Annotated in this window: 20 protein-coding genes and 4 tRNA genes; 2 read left to right on the top strand and 22 right to left on the bottom strand. The window is 50.5% G+C overall.

Features of this window, described 5'->3' with window-relative positions:
- Positions 1-140 precede the first annotated feature (140 nt).
- The 5 genes from rplS to ffh all read right to left on the bottom strand — a co-directional run bounded on the left by rplS (position 141) and on the right by ffh (position 3,680).
- Positions 141-494: a 50S ribosomal protein L19 gene (rplS, locus tag BZJ17_RS00960; protein WP_069586885.1), complete on the bottom strand. Its 354-nt coding sequence runs from the start codon at positions 492-494 to the stop codon at positions 141-143.
- Between the two features lie 28 nt (positions 495-522).
- Positions 523-1,278 (bottom strand): tRNA (guanosine(37)-N1)-methyltransferase TrmD, encoded by a 756-nt coding sequence (gene trmD / locus BZJ17_RS00965; RefSeq protein ID WP_069586884.1) that lies wholly within the window; start codon positions 1,276-1,278, stop codon positions 523-525.
- A gap of 25 nt (positions 1,279-1,303) precedes the next feature.
- The gene (gene rimM, locus BZJ17_RS00970) at positions 1,304-1,831 is read right to left on the bottom strand and encodes a ribosome maturation factor RimM (protein WP_069586883.1); all 528 of its coding nucleotides are present in this window, start codon (positions 1,829-1,831) and stop codon (positions 1,304-1,306) included.
- A 28-nt stretch (positions 1,832-1,859) separates the two neighbouring features.
- Positions 1,860-2,108, bottom strand: a complete 249-nt coding sequence (gene rpsP, locus BZJ17_RS00975) for a 30S ribosomal protein S16 (protein WP_069586882.1) — start codon at positions 2,106-2,108, stop codon at positions 1,860-1,862.
- A 198-nt stretch (positions 2,109-2,306) separates the two neighbouring features.
- On the bottom strand, positions 2,307-3,680 hold the full coding sequence (gene ffh / locus BZJ17_RS00980; RefSeq protein ID WP_069586881.1) for a signal recognition particle protein: 1,374 nt from the start codon (positions 3,678-3,680) through the stop codon (positions 2,307-2,309).
- 184 nt (positions 3,681-3,864) lie between these two features.
- On the opposite strand from ffh, the gene BZJ17_RS00985 reads away from it, so the two are divergent.
- Positions 3,865-4,662: an inner membrane protein YpjD gene (locus tag BZJ17_RS00985; protein WP_077639504.1), complete on the top strand. Its 798-nt coding sequence runs from the start codon at positions 3,865-3,867 to the stop codon at positions 4,660-4,662.
- A gap of 107 nt (positions 4,663-4,769) precedes the next feature.
- Entirely contained in the window at positions 4,770-6,053 is a 1,284-nt protein-coding gene (locus BZJ17_RS00990) for a CNNM domain-containing protein (protein ID WP_069586879.1), read from the top strand.
- Positions 6,054-6,141: 88 nt separating this feature from the next.
- Here the strand turns inward: BZJ17_RS00990 and BZJ17_RS00995 are convergent, their stop codons facing one another.
- The 17 genes from BZJ17_RS00995 to alaS all read right to left on the bottom strand — a co-directional run bounded on the left by BZJ17_RS00995 (position 6,142) and on the right by alaS (position 25,023).
- Positions 6,142-8,721 (bottom strand): LuxQ periplasmic sensor domain-containing protein, encoded by a 2,580-nt coding sequence (locus BZJ17_RS00995; RefSeq protein WP_077639505.1) that lies wholly within the window; start codon positions 8,719-8,721, stop codon positions 6,142-6,144.
- Between the two features lie 6 nt (positions 8,722-8,727).
- Positions 8,728-9,774: a substrate-binding domain-containing protein gene (locus BZJ17_RS01000; protein ID WP_077639611.1), complete on the bottom strand. Its 1,047-nt coding sequence runs from the start codon at positions 9,772-9,774 to the stop codon at positions 8,728-8,730.
- A gap of 360 nt (positions 9,775-10,134) precedes the next feature.
- Positions 10,135-10,653: an S-ribosylhomocysteine lyase gene (gene luxS / locus BZJ17_RS01005; protein WP_069586877.1), complete on the bottom strand. Its 519-nt coding sequence runs from the start codon at positions 10,651-10,653 to the stop codon at positions 10,135-10,137.
- A gap of 30 nt (positions 10,654-10,683) precedes the next feature.
- Positions 10,684-11,301: a hypothetical protein gene (locus BZJ17_RS01010; RefSeq protein ID WP_077639506.1), complete on the bottom strand. Its 618-nt coding sequence runs from the start codon at positions 11,299-11,301 to the stop codon at positions 10,684-10,686.
- An 8-nt stretch (positions 11,302-11,309) separates the two neighbouring features.
- Positions 11,310-12,887: a glutamate--cysteine ligase gene (gshA, locus tag BZJ17_RS01015; protein ID WP_077639507.1), complete on the bottom strand. Its 1,578-nt coding sequence runs from the start codon at positions 12,885-12,887 to the stop codon at positions 11,310-11,312.
- 97 nt (positions 12,888-12,984) lie between these two features.
- Positions 12,985-15,831 (bottom strand): pitrilysin family protein, encoded by a 2,847-nt coding sequence (locus BZJ17_RS01020; RefSeq protein ID WP_077639508.1) that lies wholly within the window; start codon positions 15,829-15,831, stop codon positions 12,985-12,987.
- Between the two features lie 11 nt (positions 15,832-15,842).
- Positions 15,843-16,265 carry a YqaA family protein gene (locus BZJ17_RS01025; RefSeq protein ID WP_069586873.1) on the bottom strand — a complete coding sequence of 141 codons (423 nt, stop codon included), beginning with the start codon at positions 16,263-16,265 and terminating at the stop codon, positions 15,843-15,845.
- Between the two features lie 63 nt (positions 16,266-16,328).
- Positions 16,329-17,285 (bottom strand): NADP-dependent oxidoreductase, encoded by a 957-nt coding sequence (locus tag BZJ17_RS01030; RefSeq protein ID WP_077639509.1) that lies wholly within the window; start codon positions 17,283-17,285, stop codon positions 16,329-16,331.
- 170 nt (positions 17,286-17,455) lie between these two features.
- Positions 17,456-18,586 (bottom strand): sodium ion-translocating decarboxylase subunit beta, encoded by a 1,131-nt coding sequence (locus BZJ17_RS01035; protein ID WP_069586871.1) that lies wholly within the window; start codon positions 18,584-18,586, stop codon positions 17,456-17,458.
- Between the two features lie 9 nt (positions 18,587-18,595).
- Entirely contained in the window at positions 18,596-20,380 is a 1,785-nt protein-coding gene (oadA, locus tag BZJ17_RS01040) for a sodium-extruding oxaloacetate decarboxylase subunit alpha (RefSeq protein WP_077639510.1), read from the bottom strand.
- A 32-nt stretch (positions 20,381-20,412) separates the two neighbouring features.
- A complete protein-coding gene (locus tag BZJ17_RS01045) occupies positions 20,413-20,658 on the bottom strand; it encodes an OadG family transporter subunit (protein ID WP_077479399.1) in 246 nt (81 codons plus the stop codon).
- A 536-nt stretch (positions 20,659-21,194) separates the two neighbouring features.
- Positions 21,195-21,271, bottom strand: a tRNA-Arg gene (locus tag BZJ17_RS01050).
- A gap of 32 nt (positions 21,272-21,303) precedes the next feature.
- Positions 21,304-21,396, bottom strand: a tRNA-Ser gene (locus BZJ17_RS01055).
- A gap of 9 nt (positions 21,397-21,405) precedes the next feature.
- Positions 21,406-21,482, bottom strand: a tRNA-Arg gene (locus BZJ17_RS01060).
- Positions 21,483-21,506: 24 nt separating this feature from the next.
- Positions 21,507-21,599, bottom strand: a tRNA-Ser gene (locus BZJ17_RS01065).
- 200 nt (positions 21,600-21,799) lie between these two features.
- The gene (gene csrA, locus BZJ17_RS01070; RefSeq protein ID WP_069591103.1) at positions 21,800-21,997 is read right to left on the bottom strand and encodes a carbon storage regulator CsrA; all 198 of its coding nucleotides are present in this window, start codon (positions 21,995-21,997) and stop codon (positions 21,800-21,802) included.
- Positions 21,998-22,440: 443 nt separating this feature from the next.
- Complete coding sequence (gene alaS, locus BZJ17_RS01075) at positions 22,441-25,023, bottom strand: alanine--tRNA ligase (protein ID WP_077639511.1); 2,583 nt, start codon at positions 25,021-25,023, stop codon at positions 22,441-22,443.
- Positions 25,024-25,157 lie beyond the last annotated feature (134 nt).

Consider the following 25,157-nt stretch of genomic DNA (forward strand, 5'->3'; position numbering starts at 1 on the left):
TGCGCTCTTTCAGTGAGTGGCAACATAGCAAGTTAAATGGTCGTGACGGGCATTAAGTGGTTTCGAGACCTGACTGTAAGAGAACAATAAAAAAGCCCGTCCATCGGGACGGGCTTTCTGAGCAATAAACGCCGGAGCGATTACTTCTTGTTAAGACGCTCTTTGATTCGAGCTGACTTACCAGAACGCTCACGCAGGTAGTACAGTTTGGCACGACGTACTGCACCGCGACGTTTAACAGTAATGCTGTCGATAACTGGCGAGTGAGTTTGGAAAGTACGCTCTACACCTTCACCGCTAGACATTTTACGTACGGTGAATGCAGAGTGCAGGCCACGGTTGCGCTTAGCAATTACCACACCTTCGTATGGCTGCAGACGCTCACGGTTACCTTCTTTTACTTTAACCTGTACCAGGACAGTGTCACCTGCTTGAAACTCAGGCAGGTCTTTTTTCATTTGCTCGTCTTCGAGCTGCTTGATGATGTTACTCATTGTCTATAACCCTAGAATAAACTGAAACTCAATTTGATTCGGCACTTGCTCGATGCTCTTTAATGAACTCGGCAAGTAGTGATTCCTGTTCGTCAGTCAGAGCTAGGTTTTCCAGGAGCTCTGGTCGTCGTAGCCAAGTGCGACCTAGCGATTGCTTTAATCGCCAGCGACGAATGTCCTTGTGGTTTCCGGATTTTAGCACCTCTGGTACCGCCAACCCATCTAACAACTCAGGACGCGTGTAGTGTGGACAGTCTAACAACCCGTTGGCAAAGGAGTCTTCCTCTGCTGACGCCATGTCGCCTAAAACGCCCGGTACAAACCGAGCAACAGCGTCTACTAACGTCATCGCGGGCAGCTCGCCCCCACTGAGCACAAAATCTCCCACCGACCATTCTTCATCGACGTGAGTTTGTATAATGCGCTCGTCTACCCCTTCGTACCGGCCACAAATCAAAATAAGTTTTTCATTGCTGGCCAGTGATTCGACCCCCGCTTGGTCGAGCTTACGCCCTTGCGGAGAGAGGTAAACCACTTTCGCGTTATCGCCTGCGGCTTGTTTGGCAGCATGAATGGCATCGCGCAACGGCTGAACCATCATTAACATACCGGGGCCACCGCCGTAAGGTCGATCATCAACCGTACGATGTTTGTCTTGAGTGAAATCACGCGGATTCCACGTTTCGACGTTCAACAGCCCTTTTTTAACCGCTTGGCCCGTGACTCCAAAATCAGTGACGGCTCGGAACATTTCTGGAAAAAGGCTGATAATGCCAACCCACATATTTCCGCTCGCTTACTGTTGGAGTTTAAAAACCAGGATCCCAGTCAACTTCGATCCGTTGAGCAGTGCGATCAATCGACTTGATGACCTGCTCTTCAAGGAACGGAATTAAGCGTTCCTTTTTGCCAAAAGCATCTTTCAGGTTGGCTTTAACGACAAGTACGTCGTTCGAGCCCGTTTCAAGCATGTCTGTCACAGTACCAAGGTGATAGCCTTTCGCATTCACCACGTCCATGCCAAACAGCTCACGCCAATAAAACTCTTCATCCGATAACGCTGGCAGTGCTTCAGCACTAACGGCGATTTCGGCATTGGTCAGCATCTGCGCGTCTTCGCGCTGATCCAGCCCTTTGAGCTTGGCAACATACCCTTTGTTGTGGCGCTTCCAGTCTTCTAACTCGAAACGTTGCCACTCGCCACGCACCTGGATAAACCACGGTGAGTAGGCAAAAATGCTCTCAGCTTCTTCAGTGTAAGAAAAAATCTTGAGCCAGCCTCGAATGCCGTATGACGAGCCAAGCTTGCCGACGACGATAGTTTCTTGCTCACTCATTTCTTCTTTTAACCCTGACACTGATTGCTTACGCTGCTTTCGCTGCGTCTTTGATCAGCTTAGCAACACGGTCAGAAACCGCAGCGCCTTCGCCAACCCAGTGGTTTACGCGATCCAGGTCAAGGCGTAGTTTCTCTTCCTGGCCTTGAGCTACAGGGTTGAAGAAACCGATTTTCTCGATGAAGCGACCGTCGCGCGCCTGGCGGCTGTCAGCTACAACGATTTGATAGAATGGGCGTTTTTTCGCGCCATGACGTGCCAAACGAATGGTTACCATATCGTCCTCATTTGCATTACTTAATAAAATTGGCCCCGTTTCGCGTAAGCAATGCGGGGCCTCGTGCCAAAATAAAGCTCGGGAATTTTACTCTTTATTGCTGTGATTGCAACTGGTTTAGCCAAATTTTCACCAGCTGTCCCAAGCCTCACAGCGAGTTGTCATGCAGGCTGACGCTTCATCCGCCTGCAAAATGGGTTAGCCCATAAAGCCACCACCAGGTCCACCCGGCGGCATCATGCCTTTCATCTGACGCATCATATTACGCATGCCGCCTTTTTGCATTTTCTTCATCATTTTTTGCATCTGAGTAAACTGCTTGAGCAGACGGTTCACGTCTTGCACTTGGGTCCCAGAGCCGGCTGCGATACGTTTTTTGCGCGAGCCTTTGATAATCTCAGGGCGTTGACGCTCACGTGGGGTCATCGAATTGATGATAGCTTCCATTTGCACGAACATCTTATCGTCAACGTTATCTTTCACGTTGGCCGGTAAGTTCGACATGCCTGGGAGCTTATCCATCATCCCCATCATGCCGCCCATGCTTTTCATTTGCTGCAGTTGGTCACGGAAATCGCCCAGATCAAAGCCTTTCTTTTCTTTGAACTTCTTGGCCATTTTCTCGGCTTTGTCTTTATCGACATTACGCTCGAGATCTTCGATAAGTGACAGCACGTCACCCATGCCCAAGATACGGGATGCCACCCGGTCAGGATGGAAGGGCTCTAGTGCATCAGTCTTCTCACCCACACCCAAGAATTTAATCGGCTTACCGGTAATATGGCGAACCGACAACGCAGCACCACCGCGCGCATCACCATCGACTTTGGTCAATACCACACCAGTCAGTGCTAACGCATCATTAAAGGCCTTGGCGGTGTTCGCGGCGTCTTGACCGGTCATGGCGTCTACCACGAACAAGGTCTCAACTGGGTTAATCGCATGGTGGACGTCTTTGATCTCGTCCATCATGGCATCGTCAACGTGCAGACGACCGGCGGTATCGACGATCACCACGTCGTAGAATTTGAGCTTCCCTTCATCGAGCGCCGCTTTGGCGATATCTACTGGGTTCTGGTCTGCGCTCGACGGAAAGAAATCAACGCCAACTTCACTAGCCAGTGTTTCCAACTGTTTGATCGCCGCAGGGCGATACACGTCAGCCGATACCACCAGCACTTTTTTCTTATGACGCTCTTTGAGCATCTTACCCAGTTTACCCACACTGGTAGTTTTACCGGCACCTTGCAGGCCCGCCATCAGGATCACCGCGGGAGGCTGGGTGGCAAGATCAAGCTGCTCATTAGCATCGCCCATCACCGCTTCCAGCTCGGCTTGAACGATCTTGATGAATTCTTGCCCCGGGGTCAGGGTTTTCGATACCTCAATCCCCACGGCGCGCTCTTTAACGCGTTTAACAAAATCACGAACCACAGGGAGCGCGACATCGGCTTCCAGTAGCGCCATACGCACTTCGCGCAGGGTTTCCTTGATATTGTCTTCCGTTAATCGACCTCGGCCACTGATATTTTTTAGCGTCCGGGATAAACGTTCTGATAAATTTTCAAACATGCGTTACTCGCCCACTCGTCCTATTGGCCCATGACATTGACCGTCAGGGTGCAATCGCTGTCGCGAAATTAATTGAGATTATACCGCAATCCCCCCATCGCTTGCATGTATCGATAGCGACAGAGATTGAGGCAAGGTATACTCACACCTTCATTCTTATTGATTAACTGACTGATCGGTGACGATGGATATTCTGACAGCCTTATTGGCATCACTGCTTTATCTGGCCGCCATTTTGCAGATCATCCCCGGCTTGTCCAGCAACAATCAGATTAGTGCGAAGCCGGTCTTCTTTACTGCACTGGCTGCGCTGGCATTGCACGCATATCTGCTCAAGGATTTAATCCTTTCTGGCAGCGGGCAAAATTTAAGCATACTCAACGTCGCATCGTTGGTAAGCTTCATCATTGCTATGATGACTACCGGCCTGATTTTCCGACTCCGTTTATGGTTTTTGCTGCCGGTTGTCTATGCCTTTGCGGGGTTAAACCTCGCCAGCGCGACCTTGCTACCCGGTGCCTTTATTACCCATTTAGAGTCACACCCTGAGGTGTTGTTGCATATCTCCTTGGCGCTGTTTGCGTATTCGACCCTGATGATTGCAACCTTGTACGCACTGCAGCTGGCTTGGCTCGACTATCAGTTAAAACATAAAAAACGTCAGGTCATCAACCATAACGTCCCACCTTTAATGATGGTGGAGCGCCAACTTTTCAACATTATTTTAGTGGGCCAGAGCTTACTGACGGTCACCTTAATTACTGGATTTGTCTTTGTCGATGATATGTTCGCGCAAGGAAAAGCGCATAAAGCCTTCCTCTCGATGGCAGCATGGGTGGTCTATGGTGTGCTACTATGGGGCCACTATCAATCTGGCTGGCGTGGACGTCGAGTGATTTGGTTTAGTATTGTAGGCGCCTTTCTACTCACATTGGCCTACTTTGGTAGCCGATTTGTTYGCGAGATCCTTATTGCGGGTTAATCGTCACCCTAGAATGCATGATGGGTGCGCTCGCCACCCAACCGCATGTCAGTGTTATACTCTCGAGCAGACGCTCACATTTTAAAACAAACGTAAGGAACAGTTCGTTGGACGACATATCGACGGGAATATTAATTTCCTTCTTGGTATTGCTTATCGTCATTTCCGGTTATTTTTCCGGCTCTGAGACAGGCATGATGGCACTGAATCGATATCGATTACGCCACCTTTCTAAACAGGGCCATACCGGTGCCAAGCGAGTTGAAAAACTGCTAGCACGCCCGGATCGTTTGATTGGACTCATTCTAATCGGCAATAACCTCGTCAATATTCTTGCCTCTTCTATTGCGACTGTCTTAGGGCTACGCCTTTATGGTGATGCCGGTATTGCGATTGCGACCGGTGTCCTGACGATGGTGATTTTGGTGTTTGCAGAAGTGACACCGAAAACCTTAGCAGCTTTGTACCCTGAGCGTGTTTCCTTTCTCAGCAGCTTTGTACTCACCATCCTGATGAAGGTGTTTTACCCGGTTGTAAGCTTGGTGAACTTCATCACTAACGGCTTTCTACGCTTGCTTGGCTTGGGCGTGAAAAGTGATGGGAAAGACAATTTAAGTACCGAGGAGTTGCGTACCATCGTTAATGAGGCCGGCAGTTTAATACCTCGTCGTCACCAGCATATGTTGATCTCGATCTTAGAGCTCGAAGAGGTGACGGTAGACGACATTATGGTGCCCCGTAACGAAATCACAGGGATCAATGTCAACGATGACTGGAAGTCCATTATGCGCCAGCTTACCCATGCGCCACATGGTCGTATGGTGCTGTATCGTGACACCATCGACGAAGTGGTCGGCATGTTACGGGTACGAGAAGCGTACCGCTTGATGGTCGAGAAAAACGAATTCAATAAAGAGACCTTGCTACGCGCTGCGGATGAAGTGTACTTCATACCGGAAGGCACCCCGCTCAACGTGCAGATGCTAAAGTTCCAGCGTAACAAGCAACGCATTGGTCTGATTGTGGACGAGTACGGCGACATTATCGGTTTGGTGACCTTAGAGGACATTCTCGAAGAGATCGTAGGGGAATTTACCACCTCACTCTCGCCAAGCTTGGCCGAAGAAATCACTCCGTTGACAGATGGCGGTTATCTGATTGAGGGTAGCGCCAATATCCGTGATTTAAATAAGAGCCTGAACTGGGATCTCCCTACCGATGGTCCCCGCACGTTGAACGGTTTGATCTTAGAGCACTTGGAGGATATTCCTAATAGCCGCCTAAGCGTGGAAATTGACGGCCATCTAATTGAAATCGTCGATGTTGCCGAGAACATGATCAAACAAGTGAAAGTGCTGCCGATCCAAAAGCAGAAAGTCAGCACCGAGTAGAACAGAATTCGCCGTTAAGTTTTCTAACGTTAGAACAGCTTAACGGCTCTGCCTTTTCCTCGTTATATTGACCTTATACGTATGCCTCTCACTGATCAGCAGGGCTCTGCTCCATCATTGCTTGCCGCTCGGTTTGGTAATAACGCAATGCCTCAACAAAGCTGTCTTCTTTGATGGGTTTCACAATAACATAATTTGCCCCAGCCTCATAAAAGGCATCATGCACACTGCCATATGCATCAGCAGTACAGGCATAAACCGGCACATTCAGCCCCAGCTCTTGGCGAATAGCCTTAGTGGCATCAATCCCCCCCAAATTAGGCATTTGGTTATCCATCAACACAAGATCATAGGTAGTTTCACGTAACGAGGTAAGCGCTTCCTCACCATCTTTCACCCAATCTACGCTGATGTCGTGTTTTTTACAGAACGCTTGTGCCACCATCGCATTAATCTTGTTGTCTTCGACTAGCAGCACGCGCTGTATGCCCGCCTGCCCAGCATCAAACACGGTGCTTTCCGCCATGGTTTTGGGCTTATTATCTACGTGTTCGACCGGCACTTTCAGCGTAAAGCAGCTGCCTTTCTCTGCTTCACTGGTCACCTCAATCGTACCGCCGAGTAAGTCGAGCAGGCTCTTAACAATGGAAAGCCCCAATCCACTACCGCCGTATTTGCGCGTCACACTTGAGTCGGCCTGAACGAAAGGATCGAATAAGGTGTCGAGTGCGTCTGCACTCATGCCCACCCCTGAATCTTGCACTTTTATCATCAAGCGGTGCTGAGCCCCCTCCATTGGGGTAAGTTTGACTTCAAGCGCCACATTGCCCTGATGGGTAAACTTCACCGCGTTGCTCATCAAGTTAAACAGTATTTGGGTCAAGCGCGATTGGTCTGAGCGTATCACGGTATCGTCCGCGAGATTGGACTCGATAATCAGTCCAATATGCTTACTTTCGCACAGCGGCGTATAGATGTTTTCTACCGTACTGATGATATCGTGCAAATAAAAATCACCGTACTCGATGGTCATCTTACCTTGCTCTATTTTGGAAAGGTCCAAAATATCATTCAGAACAGTCAGTAAGTGCTCACCACTTTGGTACAAGCTTCCCAACAGCTCGCTCTGCGCTTTATCTTCCACTTTATCGCTGAGTATTTGGGTAATGCCAAGGATCCCATTGAGCGGTGTTCGGATCTCATGGCTCATCTTAGCGAGGAATTCCGATTTTGCGCGGGCGGACGCTTCTGCCGCTTCTTTGGCACGTTGACTTTGCTGTTCGGCTTCAATCAGCGACGTAATTTCTTGCCCTTGCCCGATGACAGCCTTGACTTGGTTATCGACCATCAAAGGAGCAAGGTTCCAGCGATACACGCGGTTATCGATATGAATATTAACGCCTTTAAGAATGGTGCCATCGACGGCGCGCTTAAGATAAGGCGAGATAGCGCGCATAAACTGCATGTACATCCAGCTCGTTTGCTGCGCATCGGCGTCATAATTCAGTTTTAACTTGGCTGCCGGGTTAATCCGCGTGATGGCAAAATCGGTATCCCAAACAATAATGGGTGAGAGCGCATAATCAAACAAATCCTGCAATGACCGCTCTTTTTCGTAAAGGGCGTCAAATGTCGATTCGAGTGTCTGACCGATGTGATCAAACTCTTCAATATCAGAGCCCGCAAAAGGCAAGGTTCGCTGGCGTGAGGTCGCGCCCAGGGTATAACGCATCAATTTGTCGAGAGAACCGGCAATGCGCGTTTTGACAAACCGGTTGACCCAAATAGCCGCCACTAAAATCACTAACGTGGTGAGTAAAAGGTTGATCCCCATTTGGCGCTGTAACGCGAGCACATTGTCGTTGCGTTGTGCCGACAGTACAGCGATATCGGAGTTTTCCCCTTCAATACGCAAATTAGCGTGACTGATAAGGTAGTTACGGAACGCTTGACTACTCCCCTCGGTGGGTAAGGTGAGTTCGTTAGCGAAATTATCATCCCCAGTCAGTGTGGAAGCGAGCGTTAACTCTTTGACCGATAACCAAACGGCTTGCGTACCACTGGCCCGCTGCAAGCTTTTGACAAAAGAAAAGTTGCCGTTGAGCATCACCGCAACATACAGGTAACCACCCAACTTACCACTGGCTTGGAAAACGATTGGGGTTTTGCGCATAAGCACATACCCCTGCTCCATCTCGGTGGTAATGGTGGTCAGTGTCCAGCGGTTGATATCTCGCAGCTGCGCACGCAAGCGCTCAAGCCCTTTGTCATCAATGCCATGAAAAAGGCTACTCCCATCGTGCCATAGCAACTCGCCATCACGGGCAATAAAACGAAAATCAGGGGTATTGGCGGCATCTTGCTGCTCTTGCTCAATGAAATAGTCGTCGAGAGCAATGCGATCGCCTCGTGCCACCAAGGCTTGCAGCGTCATACTGGATGCATTGGTGTTTTGGTGGATCTGTAGCGAGTCTAGGCGACTATCAAACACATTCTGCAAAAGGCGTGACGTTTGTGTCAGCGTACGCGTCACTTCCTGATTAATGCCTGCCAGCGTCAGTTGATAGCTCTGTACATAAACGCCCACAGTCACAAACAAGAAAAACACCACGATAAGACGCGTGAGTAGCTGTGAAAGTGACAGTTTTTTGGAGCCTGACATGGTCATGATGCGTTAATCCGAGTATCTGAAAGCCTGCTTCTTAAGCGCATTAATGCGCTCAGGACTGTCCTCTTTCGTGACAATTTCAAATCGGCCGGAGTATACCACGGGCACAGCCAGATCCTGCAGATCGCGTTTAATCGCCTCCGCCATTGCTACGCCTGTGTCATCATTCATCCGCATCACAGTAACATCTAAGTCACCACGTTGCAGGGCATCAAGCTCTGCTGAGCCGCCGCCCCAGCCATTGATCACGACCTCATGCCGGTTCAAGTCATCCAGCGCATTAATTGCACCGAAGGCGACGTCTGTGGCGCACGCGTAAATAAAATCAAGCTTCTCATTATTGTTGAGCATTGCTTTTGCCGCCTCATAGCCAGACGCTTGGTCGCCTTTGGTGTAATACGCAGAGACTAAATGATTGTGACTGTGGTTATTCATTGCATCGATAAATGTATCGCCACGCGCGTCGCTAACATAGCCTTGCGAAAAGTAGAGAACCGAATACGCGGCTCCTTGCGGGTAGCGGGCATTGAAATAATCTGCTAACGCTAAACTGCCCTCTTGGTGGTCAAAGCCAACATACAGAAACGGCTGATTGTCCTGCCACGACTTAACCGGTGTGGTGATATTTTGCAGGATCAGCTTGGTTTTGTTTTGCGACAATACATGGTTAATAAATTTGCGATGACGAACACTGTTGAGGGTGAAAATTAGATAGTCGGCGCCATCACGAAGCGCAGCGTACAAAGAGGCACTCTGCTCGCGAATATCATTGTTGGGCCGCGTGGTCACTTGCTCCAATTCATACTGAATATTCAGCGCTTGCAGCCGACGTTCCAGAGCGAGAATATTACGCTGCCAGTAATCTGAAATCTGCTCACCCGGCACAACGACTGAGATCTTAATCGGTTGAGGAGCGGTTTTAAGCGGCTCGGGCTCTGCTTGTACTTGTCTATCAAGTTGCTCTGTCAGCGCATTTTGCTCAGGGTGAAGACGCAGATATTCACTGTAAGACCAATAATCATTAAGGGCAGCCAGCGCATTAGACGTCATCATCCAGATAATGACGCCACATATTGCACGAACAATCTTGAGATGTGTGGGTTGCCGCTTGCTCAATTTCACGTTGGGTCTCACTGCCTTATCACTTGCCAGATACCTATCAGCTTAGCGAATACCAGCACATTGCGCAGCGCCGAACTTCAGAAGCGTGCTTCATTAAACAAAAAAGCTGCAATCACGCATACTCCTTCTCGCAATTTATCCAACAATCAAGACAGGCTGGATTCTGTCCCAATCTTGGTAGCAGATGAAATAGCAAAGAAAGGGAACGATAGTATAAAAAAACGCCACCGAACGGTGGCGCCTTAAACGTCTACTTTTTATATCCGATGTGCACCTATTTCTGCAAAGAAATTAATCCACACGCAAGGTTTGTAGCATCGACTCGGGTAGCGACAGATCATCGTTCTTATTCACGGTGATCCCAGCATCAATGATCGCGCGTGCAATGTCCTTCGCTTCAGAGAGCGAATGCATTGCATAGGTGCCACATTGGTACTCATTCAGCTCTGGGATTTTATCTTGCGACGGTACCGTCAATACATCTTCCATCGCCGCTTCCCAAGCGCGACCCACATCACTTTCTTTAGGCTGACCAATCAAGCTCATATAAAAGCCCGTTCGGCATCCCATTGGGGAGATATCAATGATTTCAACATCCTTGCTGTTTAAATGCTTGCGCATAAAGCCTGCAAACAAGTGTTCCAACGTGTGGATGCCTTTTTCCGTCAAAATCTCTTCATTGGGTCGGCAAAAGCGCAGATCGAACACGGTGATCGTATCACCACCGGGCGTTTTCATCGTTTTAGCCACGCGCACTGCTGGTGCATTCATACGGGTATGGTCGACCGTAAAACTATCCAATAATGGCATTTTGCCCTCCTTTTAATTCATCACTGTGGCTTAGAAAGGCCACCAGCTCAGATTATCCTCTAAACGTTGCCGACAGCCTTTAAGCTGCCAGCCATAATCCTTGGCTTGCTGCTCTACTTTTCGCGCGACACGTTTAAGTCCGGGTTTGCGCTCAAAAGAGCCGCGCTGAAAACCGCCGCGTCCTTCATGGTAAGCCAAATATTGTCGGTACACATCCCATTTAGACACACCAAGTTGACGATAGGTTTCGTTGGTGTACCAACCAATAAATTGCAATGCATCATCGAAGTTGGTGCGTGACCCGCCATTACCGGTTGCCTTTTGATAATCCGACCATGCAGGGTCTTGCGCTTGTGCATACCCGTAGGCACTGCTCACTCGCCCCCAAGGTAAAATCCCCAAGACATAATCACGAGGCGGCAAAGCATCATGGACAAACGCACTTTCTTGTTTCACGAAGGCCATCGCGACTTGGATGGGGGTCCCCCACGCCTTTTCCATCTCCACCGCCGCTTCAAACCAATCTGGATTCTGTTCAAAAATCGCACATAGGTTATTCGGATTATCCGGCGGTGGTGTTGCACAGCTAGACAGTAATAATACCGCCCCTAGTGCCGCGAAAGCTCGGCTAACACACACCCAAGTCATCCTCCGATTTACCAGCTTTCTGCCATTGGCACATCTTTGAAATAGTCTTTCAAGAAGGCCTCAAAACTAAGTGTGTCACTCGCTTCAACGTCCTTTTGACGAGCGAGACTGGCAGCCGCTTCTTGCAAAAATTCCACATCACTGTGCACACGATAGTCGTCGCCACTGAGTGCCGTCTTGTGCGCACTGGCTAACCCTAAGCCCACATTACCAATACCACCTTGAGCGATAATATCGGCAAGTAGGCGTCCAGAGAGGGTGAGCTCTGGGTTGTCAAAGCAGGCCATCATTTTATCGCAGACGGCTTCGTAGCGATTATCACCCACCGCTCGGTCCATCACGACAGCCAATTGTTTGAGCTCAGCCATCACGTGTAACCCCCACTCTGCTTGTGTGCGCTGATGTCCGTCACACCCGGTGGTAAGCAATAAGCCTGGCTTGCGCCCCTCAATCACTATCTTGTTCCAGTTCTCACGCCAGCAATTGAGCTCCGCATCCGTCATCGGATCTGACGGTGAGAGCGCACACCAACTCACAAAGAGATCTAAGAAATGGATTTGGTCTTGTTCAATGCCAACCGGACTGTATGGATTAACATCTAGCGAGCGCACTTCAATGTACTCGACACCGGCACGGTCTAAGGCTTCTGTGGGCTTTTCACCACTTTGTGCATTACGTTTCGGGCGGATAGGCGCATAGAGTTCATTTTCTATCTGCAAGACATTGGTATTAAGCTGGCGATAACTGTCACCATCACGGATCCCAAGCTTGGCAAACTCATGCGAGGGGGTACGAATCGCACTGCGCAGTCCTTCCAAATATTGCTCAAGGGTATTAAAGCCGATTCTTAGCTCGGCTTGCGCGTTGTTGGTATAGCCTAAATCACTGAGACGCAACGAGGTTGCATACGGTAAGTAACAGGTACCTGATGGCAAATGCTCAAACGGCAAACGGGTCTGTGCATGCTTAATAAAGGTGCCACACAAGGCAGGTGACGCACCAAACAAATACGGGATCATCCAACCGTGACGGTAGTAGTTACGGATAAGATCAAAATAGCCTTGCGTGACTTGGGCTTGCGTCACGGACTCCGTGTGGTAGAGATGCTGCCAAAACGTCTCTGGGAGGGAGATATTAAAATGCACCCCAGAGATCACTTGCATCACACTGCCATAGCGATGTTTGAGCCCTTGGCGATAAAGTGTTTTCATCCGCCCGATATTCGAGCTGCCATATTGTGCCAAGGTAATATCGTCTTCAGACGCGACCACACATGGCATAGACATGGGCCATAGCTGCTCGTCACCCATTTGCTTGTAAGTAAAACGGTGAATGTCTTGCAGCTCATCGAGCATTCCGTTGACCGATGTATTGACGGGCGTAATAAATTCCAACAAAGACTCCGCAAAGTCCGTGGTGATCCATCGATGCGTTAGCGCTGAGCCAAGTGCATCTGGATGCGGCGTCTGTGCCAAGTGCCCGGTTGGCGTGATCCGTAAGGCTTCACGCTCCAGTCCTCGGCCAATCCCCTTTAATGCTTCTGGGTTTTGCGCCAAACGCGCTAACCGCTGGGTGAAATCAGTCAAAACGTTTCTCTTATCTTTGTGCTGCGTGACGGGTTAGGATAAACAAGCTATCACTCAAAAGCCATCACGCAGCGACATGTGTTTACTCGAGGCGGCGTTAGCGATACTCAAGCGTAAGCGGATTCACCGGCAAACCAAGCGCTTTCAGCTCTGGCGCGAGCTGTTCGGCATCTCCGACAACGATGATTTGATAGTCATTCGGATTAAACCAACGTCTCGCTGCCTGATTTAAGCGTTCAAGATCCATCGTTTCAATGATCGCTTGCTGCTCATCGCGGTAGTTGTCGGATAAATCAAACTCCTCAATATGGGCAATTAAGCCTGCCTTATCCCACGGGGTTTCATAGCTCAGCGCATCTTGTTGTCCGCTCGATTGGCGCAGATAAGCAAGCTCTTGCGGTGTGAAACCATTTTCCGCCGCATTGGCCATTTCCTGCCAAAGCTGGTTGATTGCATCAACCGTCGCGTCCGCACGCACATCAGCATCAAACTCAATGGTGCCGAGTTGACGCCCACTGTACACACCGCCACCAGCGCCATAGGTATAGCCTTTATCTTGGCGCAGGTTCTGATTAATACGAGAGTTGAAGTTGCCGCCAAGGTTAAAGTTGGCTAAGCGCGTAATAAACATCTCGCCAGTCGCATCATAAGGCATACCATGGCGCACCATACGGATACTAGTTTGCGGCGCTTTCGGTTTATCTACGAGCCAAATTTGTGGCTGTTTTTCATCACGAGGAACCGCGCGGGCGATTTGGGGCTGCGAACGGGGCGCCTCTTGCCACGGTGTTATTTGGTTCGCCAACGTCACGGCTTGATCGCGTGACAAATCGCCCACGACCACCAGCTGGCTGCCTTTCAACACATAATGTTGGCGATAAAACGTGCGAACGTCATCAATGGTGAGCGCTTCAATATCTTTCGCTACACCACCTCGTGGAGCACGGTACACTGCGTCTTGGAACAAGAGTTCTCGAGTGGCTTGGTCTGCGAGCCAGCTAGCATCATCGGCACGCGAAGCCATCCCCTCCAGCAATTGCGCTTTCAATCGTATAAAGTCTTGCTCGGAGAAGGTAGGCGCACTTAACGCTTTGTGAACGAGTTGCAGGGTTTCACCCACATGTTTTTTCAGCGCAGTTATCGTGATAAAGGTTTCATGCTCACCGGCTTCAATACTCGCCTGACTCCCCAATTGCTTCAGGGCTTGGGTTAACTCAGCCGCGCTCATCCCCGCCGCGCCTTCGGTAACCATCTGGGCAGTAAGGTTGGCGAGACCACGCTTGTCATTCGGCTCCATCAAGGTACCAGCAGGCAAGGTCATATACAGGGTAACCGTCGGCGTTTCACGACTCTCTGTACCAACAAGATGAATGCCATTGTCGAGGTTAGCACGATAAATTTGCGGCACGTTCACCGTCACACTACCAGCAGTAGGAGGCACTTGGGTGCGATCAATATTTTCCGGTGTACGACGTGGTGGCAGCTTCTCGTGTGAAGGCGCGATGCTTTGCGCGTAATTTGGGCGCTGATACACAAAGTTAGCTGGCTTCGCCACTAAGTCCGTGCGCTCGTACGGCACCACACTCAGATACACGGCAGGCTTATTCTTCACCCAGCGGTGGAAACTTTCCATCACGTTTTCAGGGGTCACCGCCTCAAGACGCGCCAAACGTGCTTCTAAGCGATTGGCATCACCAAATAAACTGAAGTCGCTAGCCAGCTGCTCGACTTTGCCGTCCACGCTTTGCAGCGCGAAGATGTCATCTGCTTCGGCCATGGTTTTGATGCGGGCAATACTTGCCTTCGACACCCCTTGTTGCTCAAAGGTCGCAAGTGCGTCCATCAACAGGGTCTCAACCTCAGCCAATGATTGCTGCTGGCTGCCTACGCCATAGAGCTCAAACGTACAAGCTAGTTCACCACAACGGTGGGAAGCGCCCGCGCTCAACAGCTTACCTGACTGTACCAATGACTGATAAAGCAGGCTATCGCGATCTTGTCCAAGCACGCTGGCAAGGACGCCTAAGCGGGTGCTGGTATCTGTGTCCGGCGTACCGGTTGGAAAGGTAATGACCAATACGGGTTGGGAGATTTGGTCTTCCAAGGTGACATAGCGGTCCGCCTCAAGCGTGACGGGTTGTGGTTTAGGGTCAGCGACCTCTGGGCCAGCAGGAATATCACCGAAGTACTTGTTCACCCAAGCCAGCGTTTGTTGTACATCAATATCTCCACCGATGGTCAAGGTGGCATTGTTTGGTCCGTACCAGCGTAGGAAAAATTGCTTCAAATCCCCTACGTCAACGCGATCAAGATCCTCAACGTAGCCAATCACAGGCCACGAATAAGGATGACCTTCAGGATAAAGCGCTTGATTAATGGTTTCATTAACCCGGCCATAGGGCGCATTATCGATACGATAAGCACGTTCGTTTTTCACCGTATCACGCTGGACTTCAAATTTGCGTTGCGAAACCGCGTCTAGCAAAAAGCCCATTCGGYCCGACTCGAGCCAAAGTACACGCTCTAACTCATTGGCGGGAACGGTTTGATAATACTGAGTGGTATCGCGATCGGTCGAGCCATTGTTATATCCCCCCACTTCTTTGATCCGTTTGCCGTGATCATCCACATGCTTGGAGCCTTCGAACATCATGTGTTCAAAAAAGTGTGCAAAGCCCGATTTACCCGGTTCTTCACGGGATGAACCGACGTGATAACGCATATCGACTTTCACCAAAGGATCGGAGTGGTCTTGATGCAACAGAACGGTCAGCCCGTTATCGAGACGAAACTCTTGATAAGGCACCTGTGCGCTACCCTTTGGCGGCGACACGGTTTTAATCCAAGTAATACCTTCAGGGGTTGGCGTGGCTTGTGGGCCAAGTAACTGACACCCTGTCAGTGAGGCAAGAACAAAAAACGAGACAAGCAATAAACGTTGCATATGATAATTTCCTACCCGGCTACCCAATGATATGACAAGACAAGAATAAGGTAGCGCGCTGTTTTTGCAGAAAAAATAACTAGCCAGCACCAAGACTGGCGTAAACGTAGCCACCCGGCGACGACACACAGGGGATCACCAATGGCGGGCACCCAACTTAACAATAATGCGGCGTAACCGTATCGCTTTAACCACGCCAGCGCGTGGCGATCCCAGCGCCGCTTGGGTTGATAGTCAGGTAACCAACGACCAATCGCATAGTTGGTCATACCGCCTAGCGTATTGCCCACACTGGCAATCGCAATAATGACGCTTTCGGGGTAGCTATGGTGATGAAGCAAATACACCATATTGGCTTCAGAGCCACCCGGGAGCAAGGTGGCGCTGAGAAAGCTGGTTGCAAACAGCATAACCAGCGATGACCAATCGCCCATTCGACCGCAGACTCCCCTATTGGTTCAGGCGTTTAGGCCCTGAATGATCACTCTTTTATCCATTTATGCAGACGGCATTTCGAGGACGCGTTTACCACGCGTATGACCTTCTTCAAGGGCAACGTGTGCTTGTGCAGCCTCCGCTAACGGATACACAGCCGCAATATCAATCCGTAAATCACCTTGGTCAAGCATGTCGAGTAGGCGCTGAGTTTGCCATGTATTGGGCTCCACCAGCATCCCCTTTGCTTTCAAGCCCCGTTCGGCCGCTGCTGAGGTAATCATATCGCGGGTATTGGTCGGCACGGTCACCACACGTCCGCCAGTGCGTAAACTGGCGAGCGCATCAATCCCAGTTTCTCCTCCAACCAGATCAATCAGCACATCAAATTCACCATGAGCCGTTGCCCAATGGGTTTGGTGATAATCAACTGGTTTTGCATCAAGCTGACGCAAGAAATCATGATTGGACGGCGACGCGGTCGCGTAAACATTCGCCCCAGTTCGAACCGCTAATTGAACCGCCAAGTGACCCACGCCACCGGCACCGGCCAAGATCAGTACTTTATCGTCTGCCTGTAATTGCGCATGCTCGAGCGCTTGCCATGCGGTGAGACCTGCCAGTGGTAAGGCAGCGGCATCTACCATAGGCACACTCGGTGGAACGGTCGAGAGTAACCCCGCGTCCGCTACTACGTACTGGCTATAACCGCCACCCTCAGTGGGAAAGCCAATCATACCTGCAACGCGGTCGCCCACATCAAACTTGCTTTCGTTGGTGCCATTAGCCACCACAACACCCGCAACATCATATCCCGGCACCCAAGGCAATTTGTCTTGGTTATGCTCTGCGGCCCAGCCAAGGCCTGCACGCGTTTTTGCGTCAATCGGATTCACGCCTGCCGCTTTTACCTGAATCAGCACTTGTTCTTCAGACGGGGACGGAATAGCACGATTAACGGCGGTTAACACCTCAGGTCCGCCAAATTGGGGGATCGCAAGAGATACATTGTTCGACATAAAGACTCCTTTCGCATGCCGTTGCCCGGTTGAGTCACCTGACTCATCGCTTCATAGCAAAGCACTGCGTAATCGCAAAGCGTAAACCTCTAGTCTTAACAAAAACGGCGATAGACACAATGCCTACCGCCGTTTTCTTTTCGCCTTTTCTCGTCACAAGACAGGGCGTATTATCCGACCAACGCCAACAAGATACCCGCTGCCACCGCCGAGCCAAGCACACCGGCCACATTGGGCCCCATAGCATGCATTAACAAGAAGTTGTGTGGGTTGGCATCTAAACCAACTTTGTTGACAACCCTTGCCGCCATGGGCACTGCCGACACGCCTGCTGCGCCAATCAGCGGATTGATCGGATCGCGGCTAAAGCGGTTAAGCAGCTTTGCCATCAGCACGCCGGCGCCAGTCCCAATACTGAATGCCACAGCACCGAGTACCAAAATGCCTAACGTCTCAAACTGAAGAAACTTATCCGCTTCTAATTTAGAGCCCACCGCCAAGCCAAGGAAAATGGTGACAATGTTAATCAGCTCATTTTGCGCGGTGCCGGATAAGCGGTCGACAACCCCACATTCTCGCATCAAGTTCCCGAGGCAGAACATCCCGACCAGCGGTGTTGCCGACGGCAAGAACAAGATGGTCATCATTAATACCGCCAGCGGAAACAGCACTTTCTCAGTTTTAGACACATGGCGTAACTGCTTCATCTCGATTTGACGCTCTTTTTCCGAGGTAAACAGCTTCATGATCGGAGGCTGAATAATCGGCACAAGCGCCATGTAACTGTAGGCGGCGACTGCAATGGCGCCGAGCAAATCCGGCGACAGTTTGCTGGCGAGGAAGATTGCTGTCGGCCCATCCGCACCACCAATAATGGCAATCGAGGCGGCATCCTTGAGCGTAAATGCCATCCCGGGAACCAAGTTGAGCAAAATGGCACCAAACAAGGTGGCAAAAATGCCAAACTGTGCCGCCGCCCCCAATAGCAGCGTGCGAGGATTGGCAATCAGCGCACCAAAATCGGTCATCGCGCCAACGCCCATAAAAATCAATAGCGGGAAGACGCCCGTATCGATACCGACATGATAGACGTAGTAGAGCAAGCCGCCCGGCTCGTTAAATCCAGCGTTAGGAATGTTCGCTAGTATCGCCCCGAACCCGATAGGCAAAAGCAACAAAGGCTCGAACCCACGGCGAATGGCCAAAAAGAGCAACAAGCAACCGACGGCGATCATCACAAGCTGAGGCCATTGGAAATTCGCCAAGCCCGTTTCTGACCACAAGATCATTAATCCTTCCATGTTGCCCTCTTACCCTAAGTGCAATAGCGGCATACCCACGGTCACCGCATCGCCTTCTTTTACTTGGACATCCTGAACTGTGCCTGCTTGCGCCGCTCGGACCTCGGTCTCCATTTTCATCGCTTCGAGCACAATCAATACATCCCCTTCTTGCACGTGCTCACCCGCCGATACCATCACTTTGAAGATGTTACCCGCTAAAGGAGCAGTGACGGGTTCGCCTTGTGATTGAGCGGCGCTAGGTTGAGGGGCTGATACCACTGGCGACGCGCTGGGCTGAATGTCTCCTAACGCGCCATCTGGACCCACATCCACGTTAAAGACCTGCCCATTCACACGCACGCTATAGGTTTCAATCTCGCCGCCTGACGTCGGCTTGGTGACCACAGAGGCAGGCTCTGCTTCACCGGTTGGTGCTGGTTCAAAGGCATCGGGGTTGCCGCGATTTTGTAAGAACTTCCACCCCACCTGCGGAAATAACGCATAAGTTAAAACATCGTCGATTTTATCGTCTGACAAAGACACGTTTTCGGCGTCGGCTTTTTCAATGAGAGCCTGCGTGAGCGCATCCAGCTCAGGCGCTAATTTATCTGCAGGACGGCAAGTAATCGGCGCCTCACCATCCAGCACTTGGGCTTGCAGCTTCGCATTGACCGGTGCGGGCGCTTTTCCGTATTCTCCCTTGAGCAGCGCCGCCGTTTCTTTGGTAATGCTCTTATAACGCTCGCCAGTCAGAACATTAATCACTGCTTGCGAGCCGACAATTTGGGAGGTGGGTGTGACCAATGGGATATAACCGAGATCTTCGCGTACACGTGGGATCTCATCGAGTACCTCATCCAAGCGGTCGGCCGCACCTTGCTCTTTAAGCTGGCCTTCCATATTGGTGAGCATGCCGCCCGGCACTTGTGCGATCAAAATCCGTGAGTCGACGCCCTTGAGCTGCCCCTCAAACTGCGCATACTTTTTCCGTACCGTTCTAAAATAAGCAGCCACAGATTCCAACTTGTTGAGGTCGAGCTGCGTATCGCGCTCTGTGTTCTCCAGCATCGCCACCACGGTTTCCGTCGGCGTATGGCCATAGGTCTGGCTCATCGACGAAATCGCGGTATCTAACACATCGAGCCCCGCTTCAACAGCTTTAATGGCAGTGGCGGTTGATAAGCCGGTCGTCGCGTGACAGTGCAGTGATAAAGGGATATCACACGCCGATTTGATGCGACTTACTAGCTCATAGGCTTCATACGGCTTGAGCAAGCCAGACATGTCTTTAATACACAGTGAATGACACCCTAAATCTTCCAATTGCTTGGCAAGATCTGTCCATGTGTCCAAGGTATGAACAGGGCTTGTGGTATACGAGATCGTTCCTTGTGCATGTGCCCCGACGTCCACAGCGGCACCGACCGCCGCTTTGAAATTGCGCACATCATTCATGGCATCAAAAATACGGAACACGTCCATACCATTGGCGTGCGCACGTTCGACAAATTTATGCACCACGTCATCGGCATAGTGGCGATATCCCAGCAAATTTTGCCCACGTAACAACATCTGCATTGGCGTGTTCGGCATTGCCTTTTTCAGCTCGCGCAAGCGCACCCAAGGATCTTCCCCCAAGTAGCGAATACACGCGTCAAAGGTCGCCCCACCCCATGTTTCGAGTGACCAAAACCCAATTTGATCAAGCTCGGCGGCAATCGGCAACATATCGTCCAAACGCAGGCGCGTGGCAAACAACGACTGATGGGCGTCACGAAGCACCACATCGGTAATAGCTAACGGCGTAGACATAACAAACTCCTTTTTTATATGTGCCTTACCACTCAACGCTGGCGTTGGCGATATTGCTGAACAGCGACAGTAATCGCAGCAATCACATCCGGGGATGTTCCCGGCTGAGCTTTAACGGGGGTAGACGTGACAGACGATGCTGGCGTAGGCGGGGTAGGATCGCCAAAGCGAGCTAGCTGACGTACCAGAAAAATCAGAATTGAAAGAAATACGAACACCACTGACATGCCGGTGAGCATGAGCATCAGTGCCTGTTCTAAAAGTGGGCCCAGTTCCATGGTTATCGTCCTTGTCACCTATTCCCCTTTAACGATGATTTGATTCCTCACAGAGTTTAAAGGGGTATTTAATCGTTTGCGGTCAAAATACTAACTATTTGCATAAATGACAATCGATGTGTTGCGTTTTTGTTACCTGACAACGCACGTCATCACCGCGCTAGGTGCGATAATCTCTAACTAACGTTTACGTAAAGGTAAACTCATAGATTGCACATTTTACGGAGAGTACTGAGGGTTTATCAGAGTTGCGAGCTTGTCTATGCAAGGGTTTCGATGCGGGAATCAAAATGATTGTGCGAATTTTGGAAAAAACCTTTTTCTTCTCCATAGCCAATCACTCTTAGGGCCTGATAAAAGGAGAAAGCGTTAATAAACGCATCAAAAGGATTGACCAGTAGGAAGGATCACACGAGCGAGAAAAACAGACTGAACGGTCGGTATTTAACACAACGATAAATAAGGGAGTAACGCGAACTGCCACAGTGGTGTGACGAACAATAGGAGGAAATGAATTTGGGATTAAAGCAAAGAAATGGCGCGTCCGGGAGGATTCGAACCTCCGACCGCCTGGTTCGTAGCCAGGTACTCTATCCAGCTGAGCTACGGACGCACATCAGTTTTACAAGGCAGGCTTGTAAGTCATGGCGGTGAGGGAGGGATTCGAACCCTCGATACGGCTACAAACCGTATACTCCCTTAGCAGGGGAGCGCCTTCAGCCACTCGGCCACCTCACCACAAGTAAATGGCGCGTCCGGGAGGATTCGAACCTCCGACCGCCTGGTTCGTAGCCAGGTACTCTATCCAGCTGAGCTACGGACGCACATCTATCTTGCTTGCAGCAACATGGCGGTGAGGGAGGGATTCGAACCCTCGATACGGCTACAAACCGTATACTCCCTTAGCAGGGGAGCGCCTTCAGCCACTCGGCCACCTCACCGTCGCTGCGGGGGCACATATTACTTTGAGCCACAAATATGTCAAACACTTTTCGGGCAAAAATCGCTTAGCTCCAAACAAATGGACAATTATCACCCAAAGGTCTGCTTTTTTGTTGGTTTATTGGTCGTTTAGACGTAATTATTCTGCAACTTTCTGGCATAAAAAAGGCCGACCTAGGTCGACCTTTTCTGCACTCAATTAGTAGTCGTTCTGACCACCGGCTGGGGTGCCTTTCTCTGCTTGTATACGCATGTAAATTTCTTCACGGTGTACAGAGACTTCTTTTGGTGCGTTCACACCGATGCGAACTTGGTTACCTTTCACACCCAAGACGGTGACGGTGACTTCATCACCAATCATCAAAGTTTCGCCAACACGGCGAGTCAAAATCAGCATTCTTCTACTCCTTGAGTATCAATCTTTTACTTATTCAATCAGTGTCTGAGCCAGATAACCCGCCTGCGTACCGGCCCGCTATCTGTGATCGTATGACCATTTCCCTGCTCGTGATGCTAATGCGACGGTTAAATAAACGCCGCAACACACACTATGGCTGAATTATCAGGCCATATCCAGAAAAGGGCAGAGAAATTTACTGTTTTATCATCATGCCGTTAGCAATGTTAGCGCTTGACCTGAGATAACAGTGTAAGAGAAATCTGTGTTGCACTGGTTGGCAAGGACGCAAAACCTAAGCCATATCACGTCTTCTCACCAGCGCATTGCCTAAGGCGTTGCACTATACAGAATCAAAAAAAAAGTGCAATTATTAATCTAGATCACAAAAAAGGGTCGCCCATGGCGACCCTCTTGACTTTAACACTCAGCTGTGAGCTCGATTAGAGGCGCTCTGCCAGCCATGCATCGACAGATTGAATCGCTTGCGGTAATGCAGCCACATCACTGCCGCCCGCTTGCGCCATATCTGGGCGACCACCACCTTTGCCGCCGACTTGTTGCGCGACAAGGTTGACTAACTCACCGGCTTTGACTTTGCCAGTCAGATCTTTGGTCACACCGGCAATCAGACCGACTTTACCATCGGCAACGTTACCGAGCAGGACAATCCCGCTACCCATCTGGTTTTTCAAGTCGTCAACCATGCTACGCAGCGCTTTGTTATCTGCGCCATCGAGCTGGCTCACAAGCACTTTAACACCGTTAAGTTCTCGGACTTGATTGATAAGCCCTGCACTCTCCTGCGCCGCCAGCTTTTGCTTAAGCTGCTGAATTTGCTTCTCAAGCGCCTTGGCTTTGCCGTGTGCATCGTCAAGCTTGGCTTCATAGTCAGCTTGTTGCTGATACACACGCTCAATCGCATCTTGTCCGGTGATCGCCTCAATGCGGCGTATACCCGCAGCAATGCCACCCTCAGAGGTGATCTTAAACAGGCCAATATCACCGGTACGGTTTGCGTGCGTCCCGCCACACAGCTCGATGGAGAAGTCACCCATGGTCAGTACGCGTACTTTGTCGTCGTACTTTTCGCCAAACAGGGCCATCGCCCCTTTTTGTTTGGCCGCATCGACATCCATCACATCAGTTTGCACACTGTGGTTGGCGCGGATTTGCTCATTGACGATTCGCTCAACCGCTTTTAATTCGTCGTGACTGACCGCTTCTAGGTGCGAGAAGTCAAAACGCAATCCGTCTGGGCGCACCAACGAGCCTTTCTGTGCCACATGCTCACCTAAGACTTGACGCAGGGCTGCGTGAAGTAAGTGAGTGGCAGAGTGATTAAGTGCAATGGCTTGACGACGCGCGGCATCAACCTGCGCCTTCGCAGTGCTACCGACAAGCAGTTGCCCTTCTACTAAACTGCCATAGTGCGCAATGGCCTGACCGACTTTTTGCGTATCTGTCACTGCAAAGCGGCCTTGCTCGGTAATCAGCACACCCGCGTCACCACATTGACCACCCGCTTCGGCATAGAAAGGGGTATGGTCGAGAATCACAACCGCGTGATCACCCGATGCGAGCGTCTCAACAGAGGCACCATCGACAAAAATCTCGGTAATGCTTCCTTCGCCCTCTGTGCCGGTGTAACCGCAGAAGTCTGAACCATGATCCACTTTGATGGCTTGGTTGTAATCAGTACCGAACTGACCCGCTTCGCGCGCACGCTGACGCTGTGCTTCCATCGCCGCTTCAAATCCGTCTTCATCGATGCGATAGCCGCGCTCACGGGCAACATCATTGGTTAAATCAGCCGGGAAGCCATAGGTATCGTAAAGCTTAAAGACGGTTTCGCCGTCCAGCACATCGCCTTGCACTTTATCCAAGGCTTCTTCCAGCATGACCATGCCACGCTCAAGAGTGCGACCGAAGTTTTCTTCTTCGATTTTAAGCACTTTTTCGACCATGGTTTGCTGCTCACGCAGCGCGTCGCCAGCCGTGCCCATAATCGCCGCCAAAGGACCAACGAGCTTGTAGAAAAAGGCACCTTTCGCGCCCAGCTTGTTGCCATGGCGCACTGCACGACGAATGATACGACGTAGCACGTAGCCGCGGCCTTCATTGGATGGCATCACGCCATCAACAATCAGGTACGCGCACGAACGGATGTGGTCTGCTACCACACGCAGCGATTGGTTACCCAAATCGTCGACGCCAATGTTTTCAGCCACTTGCTTGATCAGTTGCTGGAACACGTCAATTTCGTAGTTGGAATGAACGTTTTGCTTGATGGCTGCAATACGCTCGATCCCCATGCCAGTATCAACCGATGGCTTCGGCAAGTTTTCCATGGTGCCGTCAGCTTGACGGTTAAACTGCATGAAAACGATATTCCAGATCTCGATAAAACGGTCACCGTCTTCTTCTGGAGAGCCTGGAGGTCCACCCCAAATATGGTCACCATGATCGTAGAAGATTTCAGAGCATGGGCCGCAAGGTCCAGTGTCACCCATTTGCCAGAAGTTGTCTGACTCGTAAGGCTTACCGCCCTCTTTATCACCAATGCGCACGATACGATCAGCCGGTACACCGATAGTGTTGTGCCAGATATCGAAAGCTTCATCGTCGGTTTTATAAACGGTGACTAGTAGCTTTTCAGTCGGCAGGCCAATCGTTTCGGTCAGAAATTCCCACGCGTACTGAATCGCGTCTTGCTTGAAGTAATCGCCGAAGCTGAAATTACCTAGCATTTCAAAGAAGGTGTGGTGACGTGCTGTGAAGCCGACATTTTCTAAGTCGTTGTGCTTACCGCCCGCTCGTACACAACGCTGCGCGGAAGTGGCGCGTGAGTAGTCACGTTTTTCGATCCCTAAAAAGGTATCTTTAAACTGGTTCATACCTGCGTTGGTGAACAAAAGCGTTGGATCATTGGCAGGCACGAGCGATGAGCTGGGCACAATCTGATGCCCTTTGCTTTCAAAGAACTTGAGAAACGCGGTGCGGATCTCATCAGTGCTCATATACATTGGCTAATCCTGATAATCGAGTGTTGCGTTAGCAACCGGTCGTAGTAATGACGCGATGGTAACATAATTTTATTTACGCCATTGTAAACAACCGATCGCGTACGGAAAAGAGACAGTGCAGGATTCAGCGATAA

It is taken from the genome of Salinivibrio sp. IB574 (genome assembly GCF_001996205.1).
Lineage (GTDB): Bacteria > Pseudomonadota > Gammaproteobacteria > Enterobacterales > Vibrionaceae > Salinivibrio > Salinivibrio proteolyticus.

Excerpts from the sequence above, each read along its gene's own strand:
- oadA (WP_077639510.1), bottom strand. The coding sequence starts at position 20,380 with ATGTCTACGCCGTTAGCTATTACCGATGTGGTGCTTCGTGACGCCCAT.
- csrA (WP_069591103.1), bottom strand. The coding sequence starts at position 21,997 with ATGCTGATTTTGACTCGCCGTGTTGGCGAAACTTTGATGATTGGTGAT.
- ffh (WP_069586881.1), bottom strand. The coding sequence starts at position 3,680 with ATGTTTGAAAATTTATCAGAACGTTTATCCCGGACGCTAAAAAATATC.
- rplS (WP_069586885.1), bottom strand. The coding sequence starts at position 494 with ATGAGTAACATCATCAAGCAGCTCGAAGACGAGCAAATGAAAAAAGAC.
- BZJ17_RS00995 (WP_077639505.1), bottom strand. The coding sequence starts at position 8,721 with ATGACCATGTCAGGCTCCAAAAAACTGTCACTTTCACAGCTACTCACG.
- BZJ17_RS01000 (WP_077639611.1), bottom strand. The coding sequence starts at position 9,774 with ATGATGACGTCTAATGCGCTGGCTGCCCTTAATGATTATTGGTCTTAC.
- trmD (WP_069586884.1), bottom strand. The coding sequence starts at position 1,278 with ATGTGGGTTGGCATTATCAGCCTTTTTCCAGAAATGTTCCGAGCCGTC.
- BZJ17_RS01030 (WP_077639509.1), bottom strand. The coding sequence starts at position 17,285 with ATGTCGAACAATGTATCTCTTGCGATCCCCCAATTTGGCGGACCTGAG.
- alaS (WP_077639511.1), bottom strand. The coding sequence starts at position 25,023 with ATGTATATGAGCACTGATGAGATCCGCACCGCGTTTCTCAAGTTCTTT.
- BZJ17_RS01035 (WP_069586871.1), bottom strand. The coding sequence starts at position 18,586 with ATGGAAGGATTAATGATCTTGTGGTCAGAAACGGGCTTGGCGAATTTC.
- rimM (WP_069586883.1), bottom strand. The coding sequence starts at position 1,831 with ATGAGTGAGCAAGAAACTATCGTCGTCGGCAAGCTTGGCTCGTCATAC.
- BZJ17_RS01025 (WP_069586873.1), bottom strand. The coding sequence starts at position 16,265 with ATGGGCGATTGGTCATCGCTGGTTATGCTGTTTGCAACCAGCTTTCTC.
- BZJ17_RS01045 (WP_077479399.1), bottom strand. The coding sequence starts at position 20,658 with ATGGAACTGGGCCCACTTTTAGAACAGGCACTGATGCTCATGCTCACC.
- rpsP (WP_069586882.1), bottom strand. The coding sequence starts at position 2,108 with ATGGTAACCATTCGTTTGGCACGTCATGGCGCGAAAAAACGCCCATTC.
- luxS (WP_069586877.1), bottom strand. The coding sequence starts at position 10,653 with ATGCCATTATTGGATAGTTTTACGGTCGACCATACCCGTATGAATGCA.
- BZJ17_RS01010 (WP_077639506.1), bottom strand. The coding sequence starts at position 11,301 with ATGACTTGGGTGTGTGTTAGCCGAGCTTTCGCGGCACTAGGGGCGGTA.